This window comes from Lysobacter sp. TAB13 (genome assembly GCF_052113885.1).
In the GTDB taxonomy this organism is placed as follows: Bacteria; Pseudomonadota; Gammaproteobacteria; order Xanthomonadales; family Xanthomonadaceae; genus Lysobacter; species Lysobacter gummosus.
On record NZ_JBFRDR010000010.1, the window covers coordinates 86,463 to 104,018 of the forward strand.

13 protein-coding genes are annotated in these 17,556 nt (G+C 64.1%); 4 read left to right on the forward strand and 9 right to left on the reverse strand.

Annotated elements, in window-relative coordinates:
• The first annotated feature begins 100 nt into the window (after nucleotides 1–100).
• On the forward strand, nucleotides 101–2,329 hold the full coding sequence (locus tag AB4Y92_RS13685; RefSeq protein WP_441820159.1) for a TonB-dependent siderophore receptor: 2,229 nt from the start codon (nucleotides 101–103) through the stop codon (nucleotides 2,327–2,329).
• A 113-nt stretch (nucleotides 2,330–2,442) separates the two neighbouring features.
• Here the strand turns inward: AB4Y92_RS13685 and AB4Y92_RS13690 are convergent, their stop codons facing one another.
• The 3 genes from AB4Y92_RS13690 to AB4Y92_RS13700 form a co-directional block, all read right to left on the reverse strand.
• Entirely contained in the window at nucleotides 2,443–4,143 is a 1,701-nt protein-coding gene (locus AB4Y92_RS13690) for an ArnT family glycosyltransferase (protein WP_441820160.1), read from the reverse strand.
• 294 nt (nucleotides 4,144–4,437) lie between these two features.
• Nucleotides 4,438–5,724 carry a sensor histidine kinase gene (locus tag AB4Y92_RS13695; RefSeq protein ID WP_441820257.1) on the reverse strand — a complete coding sequence of 429 codons (1,287 nt, stop codon included), beginning with the start codon at nucleotides 5,722–5,724 and terminating at the stop codon, nucleotides 4,438–4,440.
• Between the two features lie 50 nt (nucleotides 5,725–5,774).
• Nucleotides 5,775–6,461, reverse strand: a complete 687-nt coding sequence (locus AB4Y92_RS13700) for a response regulator transcription factor (RefSeq protein ID WP_441820161.1) — start codon at nucleotides 6,459–6,461, stop codon at nucleotides 5,775–5,777.
• Nucleotides 6,462–6,835: 374 nt separating this feature from the next.
• Here AB4Y92_RS13700 and AB4Y92_RS13705 point away from each other — a divergent pair, with 374 nt between their 5' ends.
• The 3 genes from AB4Y92_RS13705 to AB4Y92_RS13715 all read left to right on the forward strand — a co-directional run bounded on the left by AB4Y92_RS13705 (nucleotide 6,836) and on the right by AB4Y92_RS13715 (nucleotide 9,880).
• Complete coding sequence (locus AB4Y92_RS13705) at nucleotides 6,836–7,681, forward strand: phosphatase PAP2 family protein (protein WP_441820162.1); 846 nt, start codon at nucleotides 6,836–6,838, stop codon at nucleotides 7,679–7,681.
• Nucleotides 7,678–9,354 (forward strand): phosphoethanolamine transferase, encoded by a 1,677-nt coding sequence (locus AB4Y92_RS13710; protein ID WP_441820163.1) that lies wholly within the window; start codon nucleotides 7,678–7,680, stop codon nucleotides 9,352–9,354. The genes AB4Y92_RS13705 and AB4Y92_RS13710 overlap by 4 nt, the downstream gene beginning before the upstream one ends.
• An 88-nt stretch (nucleotides 9,355–9,442) precedes the next feature.
• Nucleotides 9,443–9,880, forward strand: coding sequence for a hypothetical protein (locus tag AB4Y92_RS13715; protein WP_441820164.1), 438 nt, complete (start codon nucleotides 9,443–9,445; stop codon nucleotides 9,878–9,880).
• On the opposite strand, the gene AB4Y92_RS13720 is transcribed toward AB4Y92_RS13715, so the two are convergent.
• The 6 genes from AB4Y92_RS13720 to AB4Y92_RS13745 all read right to left on the reverse strand — a co-directional run bounded on the left by AB4Y92_RS13720 (nucleotide 9,833) and on the right by AB4Y92_RS13745 (nucleotide 17,480).
• Nucleotides 9,833–10,582, reverse strand: a complete 750-nt coding sequence (locus AB4Y92_RS13720) for a COG4705 family protein (RefSeq protein ID WP_441820165.1) — start codon at nucleotides 10,580–10,582, stop codon at nucleotides 9,833–9,835. The genes AB4Y92_RS13715 and AB4Y92_RS13720 overlap by 48 nt on opposite strands.
• A gap of 401 nt (nucleotides 10,583–10,983) precedes the next feature.
• Entirely contained in the window at nucleotides 10,984–12,231 is a 1,248-nt protein-coding gene (locus AB4Y92_RS13725; protein ID WP_441820166.1) for a delta-60 repeat domain-containing protein, read from the reverse strand.
• 978 nt (nucleotides 12,232–13,209) lie between these two features.
• A complete protein-coding gene (locus tag AB4Y92_RS13730) occupies nucleotides 13,210–13,488 on the reverse strand; it encodes a hypothetical protein (protein ID WP_441820167.1) in 279 nt (92 codons plus the stop codon).
• 101 nt (nucleotides 13,489–13,589) lie between these two features.
• Nucleotides 13,590–14,375: a TSCPD domain-containing protein gene (locus AB4Y92_RS13735; RefSeq protein ID WP_441820168.1), complete on the reverse strand. Its 786-nt coding sequence runs from the start codon at nucleotides 14,373–14,375 to the stop codon at nucleotides 13,590–13,592.
• 123 nt (nucleotides 14,376–14,498) lie between these two features.
• Nucleotides 14,499–15,011, reverse strand: coding sequence for a hypothetical protein (locus tag AB4Y92_RS13740; RefSeq protein ID WP_441820169.1), 513 nt, complete (start codon nucleotides 15,009–15,011; stop codon nucleotides 14,499–14,501).
• A 315-nt stretch (nucleotides 15,012–15,326) separates the two neighbouring features.
• On the reverse strand, nucleotides 15,327–17,480 hold the full coding sequence (locus AB4Y92_RS13745; protein ID WP_441820170.1) for an adenosylcobalamin-dependent ribonucleoside-diphosphate reductase: 2,154 nt from the start codon (nucleotides 17,478–17,480) through the stop codon (nucleotides 15,327–15,329).
• Between the last annotated feature and the right edge of the window lie 76 nt (nucleotides 17,481–17,556).

A 17,556-nucleotide genomic window follows, 5' to 3' on the forward strand; every position in this document is an offset into this window, starting at 1 on the left:
CCGGATTGGCCATATAATCGCCACCGCCGCGGCGTCTGCCCGCGCGCGACGCCCCCTCGAGCCGCCGCCAGAGGAACCACTCTCTCTGGAAGCGCTTGCCATGTCCGTTCGCTATGCCCTGCGTGGGCTCCCTCCTCATCCCTTGTTCCGCGCCGCCTCCGCGCGGTCGCTGAGCGCCTGCTTGCGCATCGCGCTCGCGGCCGGCGCGCTCGGCCTGAGCGGCGTCGGCGCCGCCTGGGCGCAGTCGCCGCGGGCCGCCGATGAACCCGCGCCGCCGCCGGACGAAGCGCAGACCCTGGAAACGGTGCGGGTCACCGCCAACCAGCTCGGCACCGTCACCGAAGGCAGCGGCGCCTACACGCCGGGCACCATTGCCACCGCCACGCGCCTGGTGCTGACGCCGCGGCAGACGCCGCAGACGATCAGCGTCATCACCCGCCAGGAAATGGACGACTTCGGCCTGACCGGCATCGACGATGTCGTGCGCGTCACGCCCGGGCTGAGCATCGTGACCTACGACAGCGAGCGCACCGAGTACTACGCGCGCGGCTTTCCGGTGAACAACTTCCAGTACGACGGCATTCCGATGCAGCGCGATTCGGCCTACTCGGCCGGCAACACGCTCAGCGACATGGCGATCTACGACCGCGTCGAAGTGCTCAAGGGCGCGACCGGCCTGCTGACCGGCATCGGCGATCCCGGCGCCACCATCAACCTGATCCGCAAGAGACCTTCGCGCAACGAGGTGCGCGGCAGCGTCACGCTCGGCGCCGGTTCCTGGGACGACTACCGCGGCGAGTTCGATATCGGCGGCCCGCTCAGCGCCGACGGCCGCATCCGCGGCCGCGCCGTCGCCACCTACCAGGATGCGCATGCGCACACCGATCACTATCAGCGCCGGACCGAAGTGTTGTACGGCGTGCTGGAAGCCGATATCGGCGAGGCCACGCTGCTGACCGTCGGCGCCGATTATCAGGACAGCGATCCGCGCGGTTCCAGTTGGGGCGGCATCCCACTGCTGGACAGCCGCGGCGATTTCAATCGCAAGCCGCGCTCGTTCAACAACGGCGCGCGCTGGAGCCGCTGGCGCCAGTACACCCGCACCGGCTTCGCCACGCTGGAACACCACTTCGGCAACGACTGGGTCGCCAAGCTGCAGCTCAACCATCAGGTCAACGGCTACGACGCCGCGCTCGGCGCCGGCGCGTCCGGCAATCCCGATCCGGTCACCGGCACCGGCGTCGGTTTGTGGCTGGGCCAGTACATCGGCAAGACCGTCAGCAATGCGGCCGATGTCTACCTCAGCGGCAAGTTCGCCTGGCTGGGCCGCGAGCACGAGCTGGTGATCGGCGGCAGCGTGTCGCGCAAGCGCTGGACCAACGACGGCTACTTCGCGCCGGCCGACTATCCGCTGCAAGTGCCCGACTACCGCAGCTGGAACGGCGACATTCCGGAACCGGCCTGGGTGCCGGCGTTCGCCAACGACGAAGTCACCCGCGAGAGCGGCGCGTACATCGTCGGCCGTTTCGATGTGGCCGATCCGTTGAAACTCATCGTCGGCAGCCGCATCGCCAGCTACAAGGCCGTGGATATCGACAAGAGCGGCATCCTGGTGCCCTATGCCGGCGCGGTCTACGACCTCAACGACAACCTGTCCGCCTTCGTCAGCTACAGCAGCATCTTCAAGCCGCAAAGCAATCAGGACGAGCAAGGGCGCCGGCTCGATCCATTGGAAGGCCGCAATTACGAGCTCGGCCTGAAGGGCGAGTTCTACGACGGCCGCCTCAACGCCAGCGCCGCCGTGTTCCGGCTCGATCAGGACAACTACCCCGATCCGACCGGCGGCCGCACGCCCAGCGGCGGCATCGCCTATCGCGCCCTGCCCGGCGTGCGCACCGAAGGCTACGAGCTGGAACTGTCCGGCCAATTGCGCCCGGGCTGGCAGATCCAGGGCGGCTACGCGCACAAGATCGCGCGCAAGGACGGCAGCAAGATTTCGACGTTGGAGCCGGAAGACCAGTTCAGCGTGCACACCAGCTACCGCCTGCGCGGCGGCCTGCAAGGCTGGACCGTCGGCGGCGGCGCGCGCTGGCAAAGCCCGACCTGGGGCGATATCCCGCACCCGACGCTCGGCACGATCGAACATCGCACCCAGCCGTATTGGGTGTTCGACGCGATGGCGCGCTATCAGGTCAGCGAGCAACTGTCGGCGACGCTCAACATCGGCAATCTGTTCGACAAGCGCTACTACACGATCTTCAACGCCTACAGCACTTACACCTGGGGCGAGCCGCGCAATGTGCGCGTGGCGGTGACGTACCGGTTCTGAGGCGGTTCGAGACGAACTCTCGAAGGAATCCATCCTTCGGTGAGTTCACTCACAGCGTAACGAACCAAGCCTCAGTTTATTTGCCGGCCGCGGAAAAACCCGGCCGGCTGCACTTAGTGGCAATTGGCGACGGCGTCGCCGGGCACCAATGTCCATGCCCGCCGATTGGCATGCCCCATGTGCTGCGTTTTGGCGATATCGATGCAAGGGGCCAGTGCGAGGTCCTGGATCAGCAGCCAACGCGTCTGCGGCGATTGCCGTTGCCATTGCAAGCCACGACGCATCTGCTCGGGAAAGCCGACCTTGAACCCGAACTCGGCCGCCTTGCGGTCGGCCATCAGCAGGTTCTGCTCTCTCCAGGCCACCAGCCCCAGTTCGGCGCGTGGGCCGATGATCCGGCCGACTTCGGTCATCAGCCCTCGCCCGGAAGAAGAGTCGTTGAGCAGCGGCGCCATCAACAGACCGAACACGATCCACAATCCGGTCAACGTCGCGGCCAGGCCCATGAAGGCGCGCCTGCGCCTTGTCCACAACAGGCACGCGATGCCCCACGCGCCGACGACGACGATACTGCCGGCCAACGCCTGCGACACATCTTCCAACGAACGTTCCGCGACGAAACGGCGCTCGAATCCCGGATCGCCGAACCACATCGCCAGGCCGCCGGCGAACGCCAGAACGGACAGCACCGCGGTAAACACCAGCGCGGTCCACTGCGCCGATCGTTTGCGCGCCAATCCCGGCAACAACGCGCCGAGCGCGAGCGCCAGCATCGGCAACGCCGGCAGGATGTACATGTCGCGCTTGCCGTTGGGAATGGTGAAGAACACCACCACCAGAATCCACCACGCCAACGGCAGCAGATAACGCGGATCGCGCCGCCGCAACCGGYGGCGCCAGGCGGGAATCGCCCAGGGCAGCGCCAGCAGGGTGGGCAGCCACATCGTCGCCATCACTTCGAGGAAATACCAGGACGGCTGGCCGTGGTCCCACGACGCGCCATAGCGCTTGGCGGTCTGGCGCACGAGGATATCGTTGACGTAATTGGAGTAATCCGGCCCGTTGCCGCTGTGGCCGGTCGCCGCGATCAGCATCGGCACCAGCCATACGCACGCGGCCAGCACGAACGCGAGCGGGCCGAGCCAGAATCTGGCCCGCGCCGCATGCACCTTTACCTCCCACCCGCGCAACGACGCGACGCCGGCCGGGATCAGCATCAACAACGCGATCGCTCCTACGCCCTTGGTGATGGTGCCCAATCCGGCCGCCGCCCATCCCAGCATCCACATCGGCCAGTTCGGACGGCGCTGCCGAGTCATATCGAGCATGTGGCGCAGCAATCCGTAATTGGCCAAGGTGATCCAGAACACCACCATCGGATCGATTTGCGCTTTCTTCGACTGCCAGGTGAACTGCATGGCGAACAGCAACGCATACCCGGCATACAAGCCGGCGCGTCGCGTCCACAGCCTGCGGCCCAGATCGACCACGCACCACAACGTGCCCATCGCGGCCAGGAACGAGGGCAGCAAGAAGGCGATGCGCCAGTTCCCGACAATCCGGTATGCGGCCGCCTGCAACCACATGAACAACGGCGGCTTGTCCGAGTACAGCTCATGGCCACGGTGCGGAAACAGCCAGTCGCCGCTTTCGATCATCTGCTTCGCGACCAGGGCGAACCGCGGCTCGTCCGCCGGCCATGGATCGCGCAAGCCCAATCCCACGCCGAGGACCAGCGCGGCGATTATCCAAAACGCGATGAGCTCGTTGCGCCGCGACGCGGCGAAATGCGCGCGAGTATCGATAGTTTGCATGGCCCGATGATAGCGACTCATCGGGCGCGGCGGTGTCGGACAAATGTCGTAGCGCCGGCGGCGCGGGCCCGATCGCGCCGATCCGGCGCCGCCGCCGGCTCGACCTCACCCGGTGCTCAAGCGTTGCGGCGATAGAGCGGAGGCGCGCCTGCGTGGAAGTAGCCGGCGCTCAGCGCCCGAGCCGCTGCATTCGTCTGGCTTCGACAGGATGACGCTCATACATGACCGAGCTGGATACTGCACCGGCCCGCGCGTTTCGCGTCCGCCGCTGTTCACGGCCCGGCCATGAGACCGCTAGTTTCGAGGCGTCAGGACAAGCGTGGTACGCGTACCGCGCTGCGCCGCATCGAAGCTCAAACTCCAACCGAGGTGCGCGCACAGCCGCGAAATCAGATCCAGCCCGATACCGCCGCCTTCGCGTCCGCCCCGCGCCACGCGCGCGTAGATCGCACTGATTTCCTCCGGCGTCATGCCATGCCCCGGGTCTTCGATGACGACGGTCGCGGCGGGCTCCAGCCGAATCGTGATTTCGCCGCGGTCGCTGTTCTCGATGGCGTTGCGCAGCAGATTGCCGATGGCGGCCTGGACGATCTGAAGCGGCGCGACGATATCGCAACGCGGCAGCGGGGCGATCGTCAGGGTCAGGTCCTTGTCCCGGGTCAGGTGCCGATGGTCTTCGACTATTTCCGGCAGCAGATGGTCGAGCGCGAATTCGTCCGCGCTCGCTCCAAGCCGCTTGGGATCTTTCGCCAGAATGAGAAGCAGCGAGATCAGCTGCTCGACGTCGCGCGCGGTGCGCTGGATGCGGTCGAGCTGTTGCCGCACGCCCGCAGGCAGCCCCGCCTGCCCCAAGGCGAGTTCGGCGGCGCCGGCGATCACCGCGACCGGGGTTCGCAGTTCGTGACTGGCGCTGTTGATGAACACGCGTTCGCGCTCCACGAAACGGTCGTTGCGCTCGACATAGTCGTTGACGGCCTCGGCGATCACGACCAGTTCCGAACTCGCCGCATCGAGCACTTCGATGCGTTGGCCGGGCTGGTCGGGCCGCAGGCTGCCGATGCCTTGCGCCATCTTGACCAGCGGCCGGACCAGACGCCGCACGCCCCAACCGATCATCAGCGTAAGCAGCAAAAGGGTCGCCGCCGCGGCGGCAGCCACCGTCAGCGCCATGTCCAGTTCGTTGTGCTCCATATCGGTGATATCGAGCGCCAACGTCAGGCGCCCACCGGGGACGTTTCGGACCATGACCACTTGTTCGCTGCCGTCCAGCATGACGCCGTCGTGCACGCCGGGCGCCAGATTTCTCAACGAGGATGGAATCTCCCGCGGCGCGGTGCTGTCGTACAGGCTCAGCGATTTCGTGTCGGTCCACCGGTAGTTGGCGTCGGTTCGCGAGCGTTCCACGAAGTGATCGAGCTCGGCGTCGAGGAGCGAGGTCCAGACCAGGTGTTCGGCATGATCGTTGACGATGAAGCCCTGCACTACCACCGCCGTCGAAAGAAGCGTGGTGTAAGCAATCAGGCCGACAAGAATACGGCGTTGCAAACTCGATCGAGCCGGCTTCCGTCCAGTCTTTTCCACGACTGCATTCGGATCGTTGTCGGAATCGACCGGGCGGAGCGGCGAGGACATCAATCGACGCCGCTTGGCACGGCGATTCGATATCCGACACGCGGCAAGGTCTGAATCAACTTGACCGGATAAGGGCCGTCGATCGCGCGACGCAGCTCGTAGATATGCGAGCGCAGCATGTTTCCGTCCGGCGGACTGTCGCCCCACAACGCATGCTCCAAGCGTTCGCGAGTGACCGCGGCCGGAGTGGCCTGCATCAGCGCTTCGAGCAATTTCCGGCAGGCCGGGTACAGATGCAGCACATCGCCGGCACGGCTGACTTCCAGCGTGGTCAGGTCAAGCTTGAGGTCGGCCAGTTCGAGCACGCGCGCGCGGCCGCGGCCGTTCGCGCGAGCCGCCAGCGCTTCCAGGCGCACTTCCAACTCGGGAAGCGCGAAGGGCTTGGTCAGATAGTCGTCGGCTCCGGCGCGAAACCCGGCGATCTTGTCGGGCAGCTCATCGCGCGCGGTCAGCATCAATACCGGCACGTTGGACCCCGCGTCCTCGCGCAGACAGCGCAGCACCTCGCGTCCGTCCAACCGAGGCAGCATCCAGTCCAGCACGATCGCGTCGTAGCGCTGGGTGATGGCCAGATGCAGCCCGGTCGGTCCGTCGGGCGCGGCGTCCAGCGTATAGCCCCTGGCTTCGAAATAATCGAAGAGGTTGGCTACCAAGTTGCGATTGTCTTCCACCACCAGCAGACGCATACATCGATATCTCGATTGAAGAGGCGATCAGAACCGCGGGAAACGCGACTGCACAGAGCCTCGCCAGCGGCCCAGGCACTGACTGGGCGATGGCGGTGCGCTTCGATCTGATTGGACACGATCCCCCTCGATCGTGCGGAAACTCGCAAGCCGACCCGGTCCGGATCGTGGGAAGCGTGCCAACAGCCACGTCGGAGTAGTGTCAGAACAGCAACGACGCGAACGGACGAACGCAGGGCAAAGGCCATGTGTGATCCGCTGGTGGAATAAAGCGTGAGAAATCCTGGCGATTAACGAACTGCGAATTGCGTTCCGACCGTGCTCCGACAGCGCACGCACGATGATCACGGCCGCTGCAGTTCGCCGCCTTCGCTTTGTCGCGAGTTTCCATGCCATCAGAAGATCCGAACGCCTCTTCCGCCGAGCGCGGAACTCGAACGCGCGCAGCGCCGCGCGCAGAACTCTCCGGGCGCGACGCCATCAGCGAAAAGCGGTTTCTGAATCGGCATTTCCTTTGGCCCGCGATCGCGCTCGCCGCATTGACCGTCGGCACCATGTCGCTGGGCGGGGATTTTTGGCTGGCCGATCGCCTCTATGCGCTCGAAGGAAGTCGCTGGGCCTTGCAGCGCGCCTTTCTCACCGAGAGCGTGATTCATCAATTCGGCCGCGACGCGAGCACCGCGGCGTGGCTCGGCGTCCTGGCGTTCTGGCTGGCGGCGCGGTTCCGCCCGAATCTGTCGCAATGGCGTCGGCCGCTCGGTTATCTGCTGCTGGCGACGCTGATCGCCGTGTCGCTGGTGTCGGGGCTCAAGTCGCTCACCAACATGGATTGCCCCTGGGACCTGAGCCGATACGGCGGAAATCGCGAGTACTTCGGCTTGTTCGCGTTGCGCCCGGCGGCGATGGCGCGCGGGATCTGCTTCCCCGCAGGCCACGCCAGCGCGGGCTATGCGTGGGTGGCGCTGTACTTCTTCTTCCTGATGACGCAACCGCAGCGCCGCTGGATCGGCCTGACGATCGGGCTGAGTGTCGGCATCGTGTTCGGCTTCTCGCAGCAATTGCGCGGCGCTCACTTCCTGTCCCACGATCTTTGGACCTTGGCGATCAGCTGGTTCTCTTCATTGGCGCTGTATCTGGCGATGGGAGGCAGGCGTTCGCCGGTTACAGCGGCGAAAGCGCCCGAACCGGTACCGGCGGCGTCTTTGAGACCGATGCAGTGAGCGCGACTGCGGCGTCGCCGTCGCGCTGGTCCGCGCTGACATCCTGGCGTCCGGAATTGAGCGTCGAAACCATCGCACTGTTGGCGAGTGTGTTCTTCGCCATATCCGCCAATGGCTCGTTCTGGCGCGCCATTGCGAAGGCGGGCGCGTTGAGCAACGGAAACGGCGTGCTGATAGCCGTCTGCCTTTTCGTGGCCATCGTCGCGATCACGATGCTGTTGCTGGGCATCGTACTGAACCGCTGGACGGTCAAGCCCGTCCTCACCCTCGTGCTGCTGGTCACCGCGGCCGCGGCCTACTTCATGAATCAGTACGGCGTCTACCTGGACACCGGAATGATCCGCAACGTAATGCAGTCCGACACGAAGGAATCTCGCGAGCTGTTTACCTGGAGCATGATCCTGTCGGTTCTGCTGTATGGCGCGCTGCCCGCCGCATTGCTGTGGCGGGTACGGATCAAACGCAAACCGCTGGGCCGCGCGCTGGCGATCCGGCTCGGCGTGCTGCTGGGGCTTGTGCTGATTACCGGACTGGCGTTGATGGCCTCGTTCCAGGATGTGTCCGCGCTGCTTCGGAATCACAAGGAAATTCGCCACCTGGTGACGCCGGCCAACTACCTTGTCGCCATCCCGAGAGTGCTGCTCGACGATTCGGCGTCGAAAGTGCGCGGCCGCGAGCCGATCGGCAAGGACGCGCGCGTTGTCGGCCGCGCCGCCGGAGCCAAGCCGCGCCTGCTGATCCTGGTGGTGGGCGAAACCGCGCGGGCGCAGAACTGGGGACTCAACGGCTATGCGCGCCAGACCACGCCGCAACTGGCGAAAGTCCAGCCGGTCAACTTCCCCGACGTAACCGCTTGCGGCAGCAGCACCGAAGTGTCGGTACCGTGCATGTTCTCGCCCTACGGCCGCCGCAACTACGACAAGGCGCTGATCCAGGGCTCGGAGTCGTTGCTCAACGTGCTCGAATACGCCGGCATCCAGACTTTATGGCGCGACAATCAGACCGGATGCAAGAACACCTGCAAGGACTTGCCGTTCGAATCCTTCGAGCACGGCACCGATCCGCAGTTCTGCAATGCCGACGGCTGTCTCGACGAAGTGATGCTGCGCGGCCTGCGCGAACGCATCGCCAAGCGCGGTGGAGACGCGGTGGTGGTACTGCACCAGTTGGGAAATCACGGCCCGAGCTATTACCTGCGCTATCCACCGCGCCTGCGCGTGTTTACGCCCACCTGCGACACCGGAGAACTTGGCCAGTGCGGCCGCGAGCAGATCGTCAATGCCTACGACAACGCGATCCTCTATACCGACGAGTTCCTGGCCCGGACCATCGCCTACCTCAGCGAAGACGCCGATCGCGATACCGCGATGATCTACGTGTCCGACCATGGCGAGTCTCTGGGCGAGAATGGCTTGTACCTGCATGGGGTTCCGTACTCGATAGCCCCGAAGACCCAGATCAAGGTGCCGATGGTGATGTGGATGTCGCCCGGCTTCATCGGTAGCCGCGGCGTGGATATGCAATGCCTGCGCGCGGAATCGGCGAAGCCGGCGAGCCACGACAACCTGTTCCATTCGATACTCGGCCTCATGCAGGTTCAGACCAACGTCTATCGCAAGGACATGGACCTGTTCGCGCCGTGCGAACGGGCCGCAGCACCGCCGGCGGCCTAAGTCGGAGCATTCGGGCCAGTGATCTTCCGAGCGTCCCCGAACCCGCGCCGCCCGGCGGATTGTCCGCGCAACATGAGGAGCGCTGCTGATGACGCAGATTCGATCTATCGATTGCACCGACGTGGGCACATCCGCGCAGGTGACGCACCTGATCCGGGCCCTCATCGAAGCCGATGGCGAATCGGTGTGCTACTACCATCGATCCGGCGATGACTTTCCGCCGCTCCTGCAAGCCGCTCTTCATGCCGGACTATTGCGGATCTTGCGCAGGCAATCCGGGTTCTATCGCAGCCGGGAGCGCGATAAGGGGTTCGTCTATATCTGGCAACAGGCGCGCATCACCGACCCGGCCAGCGCCGAGCCTCTGTTCGGCCCTATGTACCTGAGATACGGCATCGGACTGGGGAGCTTGAGCTTGAAACCCTCAGCTGAAGCCGCGAAGCGTTTACCGGATTCGACGACCTGGATGGCCGGCGCCTCAATGCGCCCTGGCGGCCGCACGCTGCGGAAAGACGTAGACGAATAGCGCGATGGCGGCCGCGAGCGTCAGCGACGCGGTGTAACGACTCAACTCCAGGCCTCCGTGAGTCACGGGCTTGTCCAGGAAATCGCCGACGACCGCACCCAATGGCCGGGTCAGGATGAAGGCGGCCCAGAACAGCGCCGTCCGCGAGAATCGGGTACCCAGGTAGAGCGCGGCGACGATCGCGAGCGACGCGCCGAAGACGACCATCCCGCCGACATAACCCAGCGCCGCGGTATCCGCCACCCAATCTCCCAAGGCGGTTCCGAGCGTTTGCGAGAACATGATCGTGAGCCAATAGAAGGCCTCGGCCTTGGGCTCGGCCACGGTCTCCACCGCGATAGAGCCCAAGGTCTTGTGCCAGGCATACAGGGATATCGCCAGCAAGCTCAGCAACAGCGCCGATCCGCCGGTGTAGCCGATGCCGAGCGAGCGGTCGGCAAAGTCGGCCAGCGTGGTGCCTACCGTGGTGCTGGCGACAATGGTCGCCCAGTACAGGTAAGGCCGGAAGCCGCGCGCCAGAATCTGCGCGCACACCGCGGCCGCGAACAGCACGAAGAAAATCGCGGTTCCAACCAGATAACCGAGGTTCATCGACATCGACACGGCATCTCCGCCGACCTCGCCCAACGTGGTGGCCAGGATTTTTATAAGCCAGAAGACGAGCGTGACCTGAGGCACCTTGCTGAACGCTTGTGTGTTCATTCGTGCGTTTCGGATTGCGACGCCACGACATTACCTTGCGCATGATCGGGATTAGGTCGGAGCGACGGCGCTGCGATCACGCCGCTGGACATCAACACACGCGACTTCCTGCCGGGGCGATGATGCGCCAAGCGATCGCCGGCTTCGAGAATCGGATGCCTGCAGCGGTGCCGCCGCCCGGCGCCGGGGTCAAGCGCCAAGGCATGCCGGCCTTGCGAGCCGTCTTCGATCGGCACCACATACTCGCGGGATCCCACGCGCACTTCATCGTGGACGCCCGGCGCCAGCGCTCGTGGACAAAAACGAAGGGCTCCCGCGTGGGAGCCCTTCGTGTTTCAAGCCGCCTGTGGGTTTTCCCAGAAGGCGCTATTCCTTACTAGCCGACGCCTAAAAGCGGCAGCTTATTGGTAACGCGCAACAACGAAGGCCGACGGCGAGTTGCCATAGCCCGCCACGACGATTTTTCCGTCGCTTTGTAGGGCGAGCCCTTGAACAGCGGCATTCGCGCTGCCGACGGTGGTGGAGACAGGCCCGAAGCTGGCGTCCTGGTTGCCGTACTGGTCGTAGCGATTCAAGGTCAACTGGCGATAGCTGCCCGCATTGGAGTAGCCGCCGACAATGATTCCTCCGTTGGCGTCGATGGCGACATCGCTACCGATCGCATCGCCGCTACCGATGGCGGTAAGGACCTTGCCGGTGCCGGATCCAAAGTAGCTGTCCAGCGCGCCGGCGCTTGTGTAACGAACGGCGGCAAATCGGTAGAAGCCGGCGCTCGTGCTCTTCGCGTAGCCCGCGGCGACGATGTTGCCGTCGCTTTGAATCGCCAGCGAAGTGGCGATGGAGGAGTTGCCGCCCACGTTCGTCAGCACTTTACCGCCGGTACCGAACGTGGTGTCCAGCGCGCCACTGATGGTGTAACGCGTCAACGCGAACACGGTGCCGCCGCTCGACGCGTAGCCGGCCAGCACGGGTTTACCATCGGCCTGGATGGCCAGGCTGTTGGCGAAGGCCGAGCTGGTGCCGACCGCCGAGGTGACGGTACCGGTACCGCTGCCGAAGCTGTAATCCAAGGTTCCGCCGCTGGTAAGGCGCGCCAGCGCAAAGCCGGAACCGGCATAGCCCGCAACCCAGATCGAGCTGCCCTGTACGGCAACGGCGTAGGCTTCCGAAGCCCCCGCGTAGAAATTGACGGTCGCCTTGCCCGAGCTGCCGAAGCCGGTGTCCAGCGAACCATCCGTGTTGTAGCGATAAATGGTGAAGTTGCGGGTGGAGGTGAAGTTCGGGCACGAGGTGCCTGCAACGACGATCTTGCCGTCCGCCTGCAGGGCGAGTGCGCGCGCCTGTCCCGAGCAGCTGCCCGATGGTGTGGTGGTGACTTTGCCGGTGCCATTGAAGCTGGTATCCAGCACGCCGCTGGCCGTATAACGCGCCAGCGCGAACTCGCCGAGCGCGGTCTGGCCGGCGGTGACAATCCGTCCGTCTGCCTGGATAACAACCCGGGCGGCGGCGCCGTAGTTGCCGAATGCGGTGGAGGTGATGCCTGCCGAACCGAACGTGGGGTCCAGCGATGCGGCCTGTGCGGGCGTTGCAAGTGCGCCGATAGCGCCGATGGCCATGCCAAACGAAACCTTCATCGCGTTGCTGATCACTGCGTGTTCTCCTTGTTGGATGTGGTTGAGTCCATTTGGTGTTCCATTCAATTCACTGTCGCTTGCTGTGTTGCGGCGGAGTGCTGAGCGCACAAGGTTTAGAAGGCGGCTGCGTGGATGGCCTCGCTTGCGGAAGGTATTCGTGCCTGAGTAGAGGTATCGCGCAAATAACCGTGCAGCACGGTATGAGTTGATCTATCGCACTGACGGGCCGTTCGTGGCGATCAGCTTGTCAGCCTCTTCGAAGGCCTGCTTGACGACGTACGACGCTGTTGGCGAAGCCTTCGATATTGGGAGATGCTCATCGGGCACTCCTGGTTCCTCAAACTTACGAGGTTCGGTCCGCCAAAGTGTCGGCAGTAACTTGTCGTGCCGGATAAGATCTGGCGCTCAAAAGAACACGTTCTTGCGGCGGTGGTACAGGCTGTTGACAAGCGGCATGAAGTCATCCAAGCCGTAGTACAACCTCGCCACGCTTGGCCGAGCAGGCAGATCGGGCACACGTAACGTAGCTCCCCTGCGGCAAGCTTCAGACCAACACGTTTCTGCTCGATGACCGTCCCGTAGTCGCACTTCCCCAGGTACTTGACCAGGGTCATCCACTGCCCTGTCTCTCGGTCCAGGACATGCTTCTGTGTGCGATGGTGAGCGGTTCCAGATTCTGCGCGAACATTCAGCGCCTCCCCTTTTGCCTATTGTGCCCTAGGCAAATCTCCGTCGTTGAGACGTTCCGGAGACATGGAATACCCAGCGTTTGGGAGCACTGAACTCCAACCTTTCGTAGCCACCACGGCCGGCTTTAAGCAGAAGCGGTTTGTCGAAAAAGGAAAAGGGCTCCGGAGGGCCCCTTTCAGGTACTGGCAACTTCTGGATGCCAATTCGCGGCTTTAAGATGTCCGCACAGACGTGTGGTATTGCTCAGTCCGAATATGAGCCGAGTGCTCGGCGACAGAAACGGGAAAGACCGCTGGCATTGGACTACTCACCTTGCCCTTCGGAGACTGGTAACGCCTCGACCAAGACACTGTGAACCTGGTTTCGGATATCGACGATGAGGTCATCCTCCTCCACCGAGAAGCGCGAGACGGTGACCAGCAACTTGCTACCCAGATTTCGCAGGTGATGTGGAATTGACTCTGTTGGAATTTCCCACCAACCCTCCCCATGTGCGAGCGTGAAGAGCCGAACACGCGTGAAGTCACCTGGAAGATGCATTACCACCACGGCCGGGTGGCGAAATGGTTCCAGTAGCTTCATGGAAGGGCCTAATGCCTGAATTAGGCCAAGCCGCGAAGCGGCTTCGGCTTGAATGAATTGTGGACGCGAACAAGACGATCAAGCCGCCGGCCGAAGCACCCTCAACCGCACTTCGAATAACCGCAGTTCAAGCACGTCGCGCAGCCGTCCATCAGCACCAGCGCCTTGGTGCTGCACTTGTGGCAGACCGTGGCCGAAGGCGGGAACGAGGCGCCGTCGCCGGTCACGGTGACGTCTTCGTTGCGCGGCTCGACCACGGTGATGCTGGCCGAACGGGTTACTTCAGAGTTTTTTTTTGCGCCGCGCTGCTCGTAGGCGGCGCGCTTCTCGGCGATGAGTTCGCGCTGGGCGTCGCTCATCTCCGGGTCGTGGATCATGCCGATCGACTTGAGGTGGTCTTCCACGATGGCGCCCATCTCGGCCACCAGGGACGGCATGTAGACGCCGCCGGCCTTGAAGTAGCCGCCGCGCGGGTCGAACACCGCCTTCATTTCATCGACCAGGAAGGTCACGTCGCCGCCCTTGCGGAACACCGCCGACATGATGCGCGTGAGCGCCACGATCCACTGGAAGTGGTCCATGTTCTTGGAGTTGATGAAGATCTCGAACGGACGGCGCGATTCGTGTTCGGTGCCGGCGTTTAGCACGATGTCGTTGATGGTCACGTACAGCGCGTGCTCGAACAGCGGCGATTTGATCTTGTAGGTCGAGCCGATCAGGATCTCGGGACGCTCGATGCGTTCGTGCATCTGGATGACGTTGTCTGCCGGTTCCTCGGCCTTCACGGCCGCGACGCTGGCCGCGGCTGCCTTCGCCGCTTCCTTCGCCTTGTCTTCCGGGGTGACGACGCTGTAGCCCTTGATTTTCTTTTCGATCTTGACGGCCATGGGCCCGACTCCTACTGCGTTGCGTGTTCTGGTGTGGGGTGACGCTGGATTTTCCGGCCGGCGCGATGCGCGGCCCTCGCCCTAGCCCTCTCCCGCGGACGGGAGAGGGAAGGACGGTCGCGATCAGGCCTTCTTCTTGGCGGCCTTCTTCGCTGCCTTCTTGGCCGGTGCTTTCTTGGTCGCCTTCTTGGCGGCGGCCTTCTTCACGGCTTTCTTCGCGGGCGCCTTCTTGGTCGCGGCTTTCTTGGTCGCTACCTTCTTGGCCGCCTTCTTCGCGGTCTTCTTCACCGCCTTGACCGCCTTCTTCGCGGCCTTGGCTACTTTCTTCGCGGCTTTTTTCGGCGCGGCTTTCTTTGCGGCCTTCTTCGCCGCCTTCTTGGCCGGTTTCTTGCCGGTGGCCTTGTCCTTCAGCGCGGTGGCTTCCTTCTTGGCCTTGGCGCTGGCGGAGGCGAGTTTCTTCTTCGCCGAGCCGACGGCTTTCTTGGCGGCCTTGCGGGCCTTGGTCGCGGTCTTCTTGACCGAGGCCACGGCTTCTTCAGCGCGGGTTGCGATGGCGCTGCCGATGTTGGACGCGGTTTCTTTCACGTTCTCGGCGGCCTGGGTCAGGGTTGCCGTCACTCCATTACCGTTGCTCATGATGCCCTCCTGGTGGGCGATTTCTAATAGCGGTACGCGTGGCTACGTGCAGCAATCGGGGTGTTGCCGGAGTGATGCTATACCCGTGGCGCGAGAGAAAAACAGTGGCGGCTCATACCCGATCGCATCCGGGAGATTCGTCGCGGTTGTCAGCGCGTCCGGGGCGGTCGATGGCGCCGGCCCGGGGCGCCGGACCGGACCGGTCGCGGGCCTGCGCGAAGACGCTCGGCGGGCGCCGCGGCTGAACGCGACCGCCCGCCTTGCGCGTCCCCGGAATCGATCCGACTTCCTGGGCCGCGCGCGGCGGGCGCGCCGTCAGAACTTGCCGTAATAGCCTTCTTTCAGGGCGTCGAACAGGTTCGCGGCGGTGTGCATCTCGCCGTCGTATTCGATCTGTTCGTTGCCCTTGACCTCGAGCACGCTGCCGTCTTCAAGCTCGAAACGGTAGGTGGTGTTCTCCAGGTCCGCTTCCTTGACCAGCACGCCCTGGAAGGCGGCCGGGTTGAAACGGAAGGTGGTGCAACCCTTCAGGCCTTGCTCGTGGGCGTAGCGGTAGATGTCCTTGAAGTCCTCGTACGGATAGTCCGTGGGGACGTTCGCGGTCTTGGAAATCGAGCTGTCGACCCACTTCTGCGCGGCGGCCTGGACATCGACGTGCTCTTTCGGGCTGATGTCGTCGGCGGAAATGAAGTAGTCGGGCAGCTTGGAGTCGGCCTCTTCGCTGAACGGCATGGCGCGGGCGTTGATCAGCTCGCGGTAGGCCAGCAGCTCGAAGGAATAGACGTCGACCTTTTCCTTGGACTTCTTGCCTTCGCGGATCACGTTGCGGCTGTAGTGATGGGCGAAGGACGGCTCGATGCCGTTGGAGGCGTTGTTGGCCAGCGACAGCGAGATGGTGCCGGTCGGCGCGATCGAGCTGTGGTGGGTGAAGCGGCTGCCGATGTCGGCCAGCTCCTCGACCAGTTCCGGCGCCACTTCGGCCACCCGCTGCATGTAGCGCGAGTACTTGGCGTGCAGGACCTTGCCCGGGATCTCCTGGCCGATCTTCCAGCCGTCGGTCTTCATCTCCGGACGCTTGCGCAGCATCTCGGCGGTGACCTCGAAGCGCTCTTCCATGATCGGGGCGGCGCCCTTCTCCTTGGCCAGCGCCAGGCCCATTTCCCAGCCGGCCACGGCCATTTCGCGGGCGATGCGCTCGGTGAACTCGCACGATTCGGCCGAACCGTACTTCATCTTGAGCATGGTCACGGTGCTGCCCAGGCCGAGGAAGCCCATGCCGTGGCGGCGCTTGCGCATGATCTCGTCGCGCTGCTGCTGCAGCGGCAGGCCGTTCACTTCGACCACGTTGTCGAGCATGCGGGTGAACACGCGCACGACTTCCTTGTATTCCTCCCAGTCGAACTCGGCCCGGTCGGTGAAGGCGTTGCGCACGAACTTGGTCAGGTTGACCGAACCCAGCAGGCAGGCGCCGTAGGGCGGCAGCGGTTGTTCGCCGCAGGGGTTGGTGGCGCGGATGGTCTCGCACCACCAGTTGTTGTTCATCTCGTTGACGCGGTCGATCAGGATGAATCCGGGCTCGGCGTAGTCATACGTCGAGACCATGATCATGTCCCACAGGTGCCGCGCGCGGATGTGGCCGTAGATCTTGCAGGCGACCAGGCCGTCTTCGCGCGCGATGTAGTTGCGCGTGGTCGGCCAATCGCGCCAGATCACTTGCTCGGCGTTGTCCAGATCGACGTCGCCGCGTTCCTTGATGTTGACCGGGAACACCAGCGGCCAATCGGCGTCCACTTTCACCGCGTCCATGAAGCCGTCGGTGATCAGCAGCGACAGGTTGAACTGGCGCAGGCGGCCGTCTTCGCGCTTGGCGCGGATGAAGTCCTTCACGTCGGGGTGGCTGACGTCGAAGGTGCCCATCTGGGCGCCGCGGCGGCCGCCGGCGGAGGACACGGTGAAGCACATCTTGTCGTAGATATCCATGAAGGACATCGGACCCGACGTGTACGCCCCGGCGCCGGCGACGAAGGCGCCGCGCGGCCGCAGGGTGCTGAATTCGTAACCGATGCCGCAACCGGCCTTGAGGGTGAGGCCGGCTTCGTGGACCTTCTCCAGGATGCCGTCCATCGAGTCTTCGATGGTGCCCGAGACGGTGCAGTTGATCGTCGAGGTCGCCGGCTTGTGTTCCAGGGCGCCTGCGTTGGAAGTGATGCGTCCGGCCGGGATCGCGCCGCGGCGCAGGGCCCAGGCGAAGCGCTCGTACCAGTACTGCTGCTTCTCGGCGTTGGGCTCGGCGTCGGCCAGAGCGCGGGCGACTCGCAGATAGGTGCCGTCGATATCGGCGTCTACCGCTTCGCCGCTCTTGGTCTTGAGGCGGTACTTCTTGTCCCAGATGTCCTGGGACGCGGGCTGCAGGGCGATCTCTTGCTCTGCCGCCGGATTCTTGACCGCCTCGAGGCGCACGGTGCTCATGCCTGTTTCATCTCCTTCTATTGGCGGCGGGCCGTTGGGTTGCGCCCGCCGCCGGTGGTTTCTTTTTTGTACGAGG

Excerpts from the sequence above, each read along its gene's own strand:
- AB4Y92_RS13685 (WP_441820159.1), top strand. The coding sequence starts at position 101 with ATGTCCGTTCGCTATGCCCTGCGTGGGCTCCCTCCTCATCCCTTGTTC.
- AB4Y92_RS13700 (WP_441820161.1), bottom strand. The coding sequence starts at position 6,461 with ATGCGTCTGCTGGTGGTGGAAGACAATCGCAACTTGGTAGCCAACCTC.
- AB4Y92_RS13715 (WP_441820164.1), top strand. The coding sequence starts at position 9,443 with ATGACGCAGATTCGATCTATCGATTGCACCGACGTGGGCACATCCGCG.
- AB4Y92_RS13720 (WP_441820165.1), bottom strand. The coding sequence starts at position 10,582 with ATGAACACACAAGCGTTCAGCAAGGTGCCTCAGGTCACGCTCGTCTTC.
- AB4Y92_RS13730 (WP_441820167.1), bottom strand. The coding sequence starts at position 13,488 with ATGAAGCTACTGGAACCATTTCGCCACCCGGCCGTGGTGGTAATGCAT.
- AB4Y92_RS13735 (WP_441820168.1), bottom strand. The coding sequence starts at position 14,375 with ATGGCCGTCAAGATCGAAAAGAAAATCAAGGGCTACAGCGTCGTCACC.
- AB4Y92_RS13740 (WP_441820169.1), bottom strand. The coding sequence starts at position 15,011 with ATGAGCAACGGTAATGGAGTGACGGCAACCCTGACCCAGGCCGCCGAG.
- AB4Y92_RS13745 (WP_441820170.1), bottom strand. The coding sequence starts at position 17,480 with ATGAGCACCGTGCGCCTCGAGGCGGTCAAGAATCCGGCGGCAGAGCAA.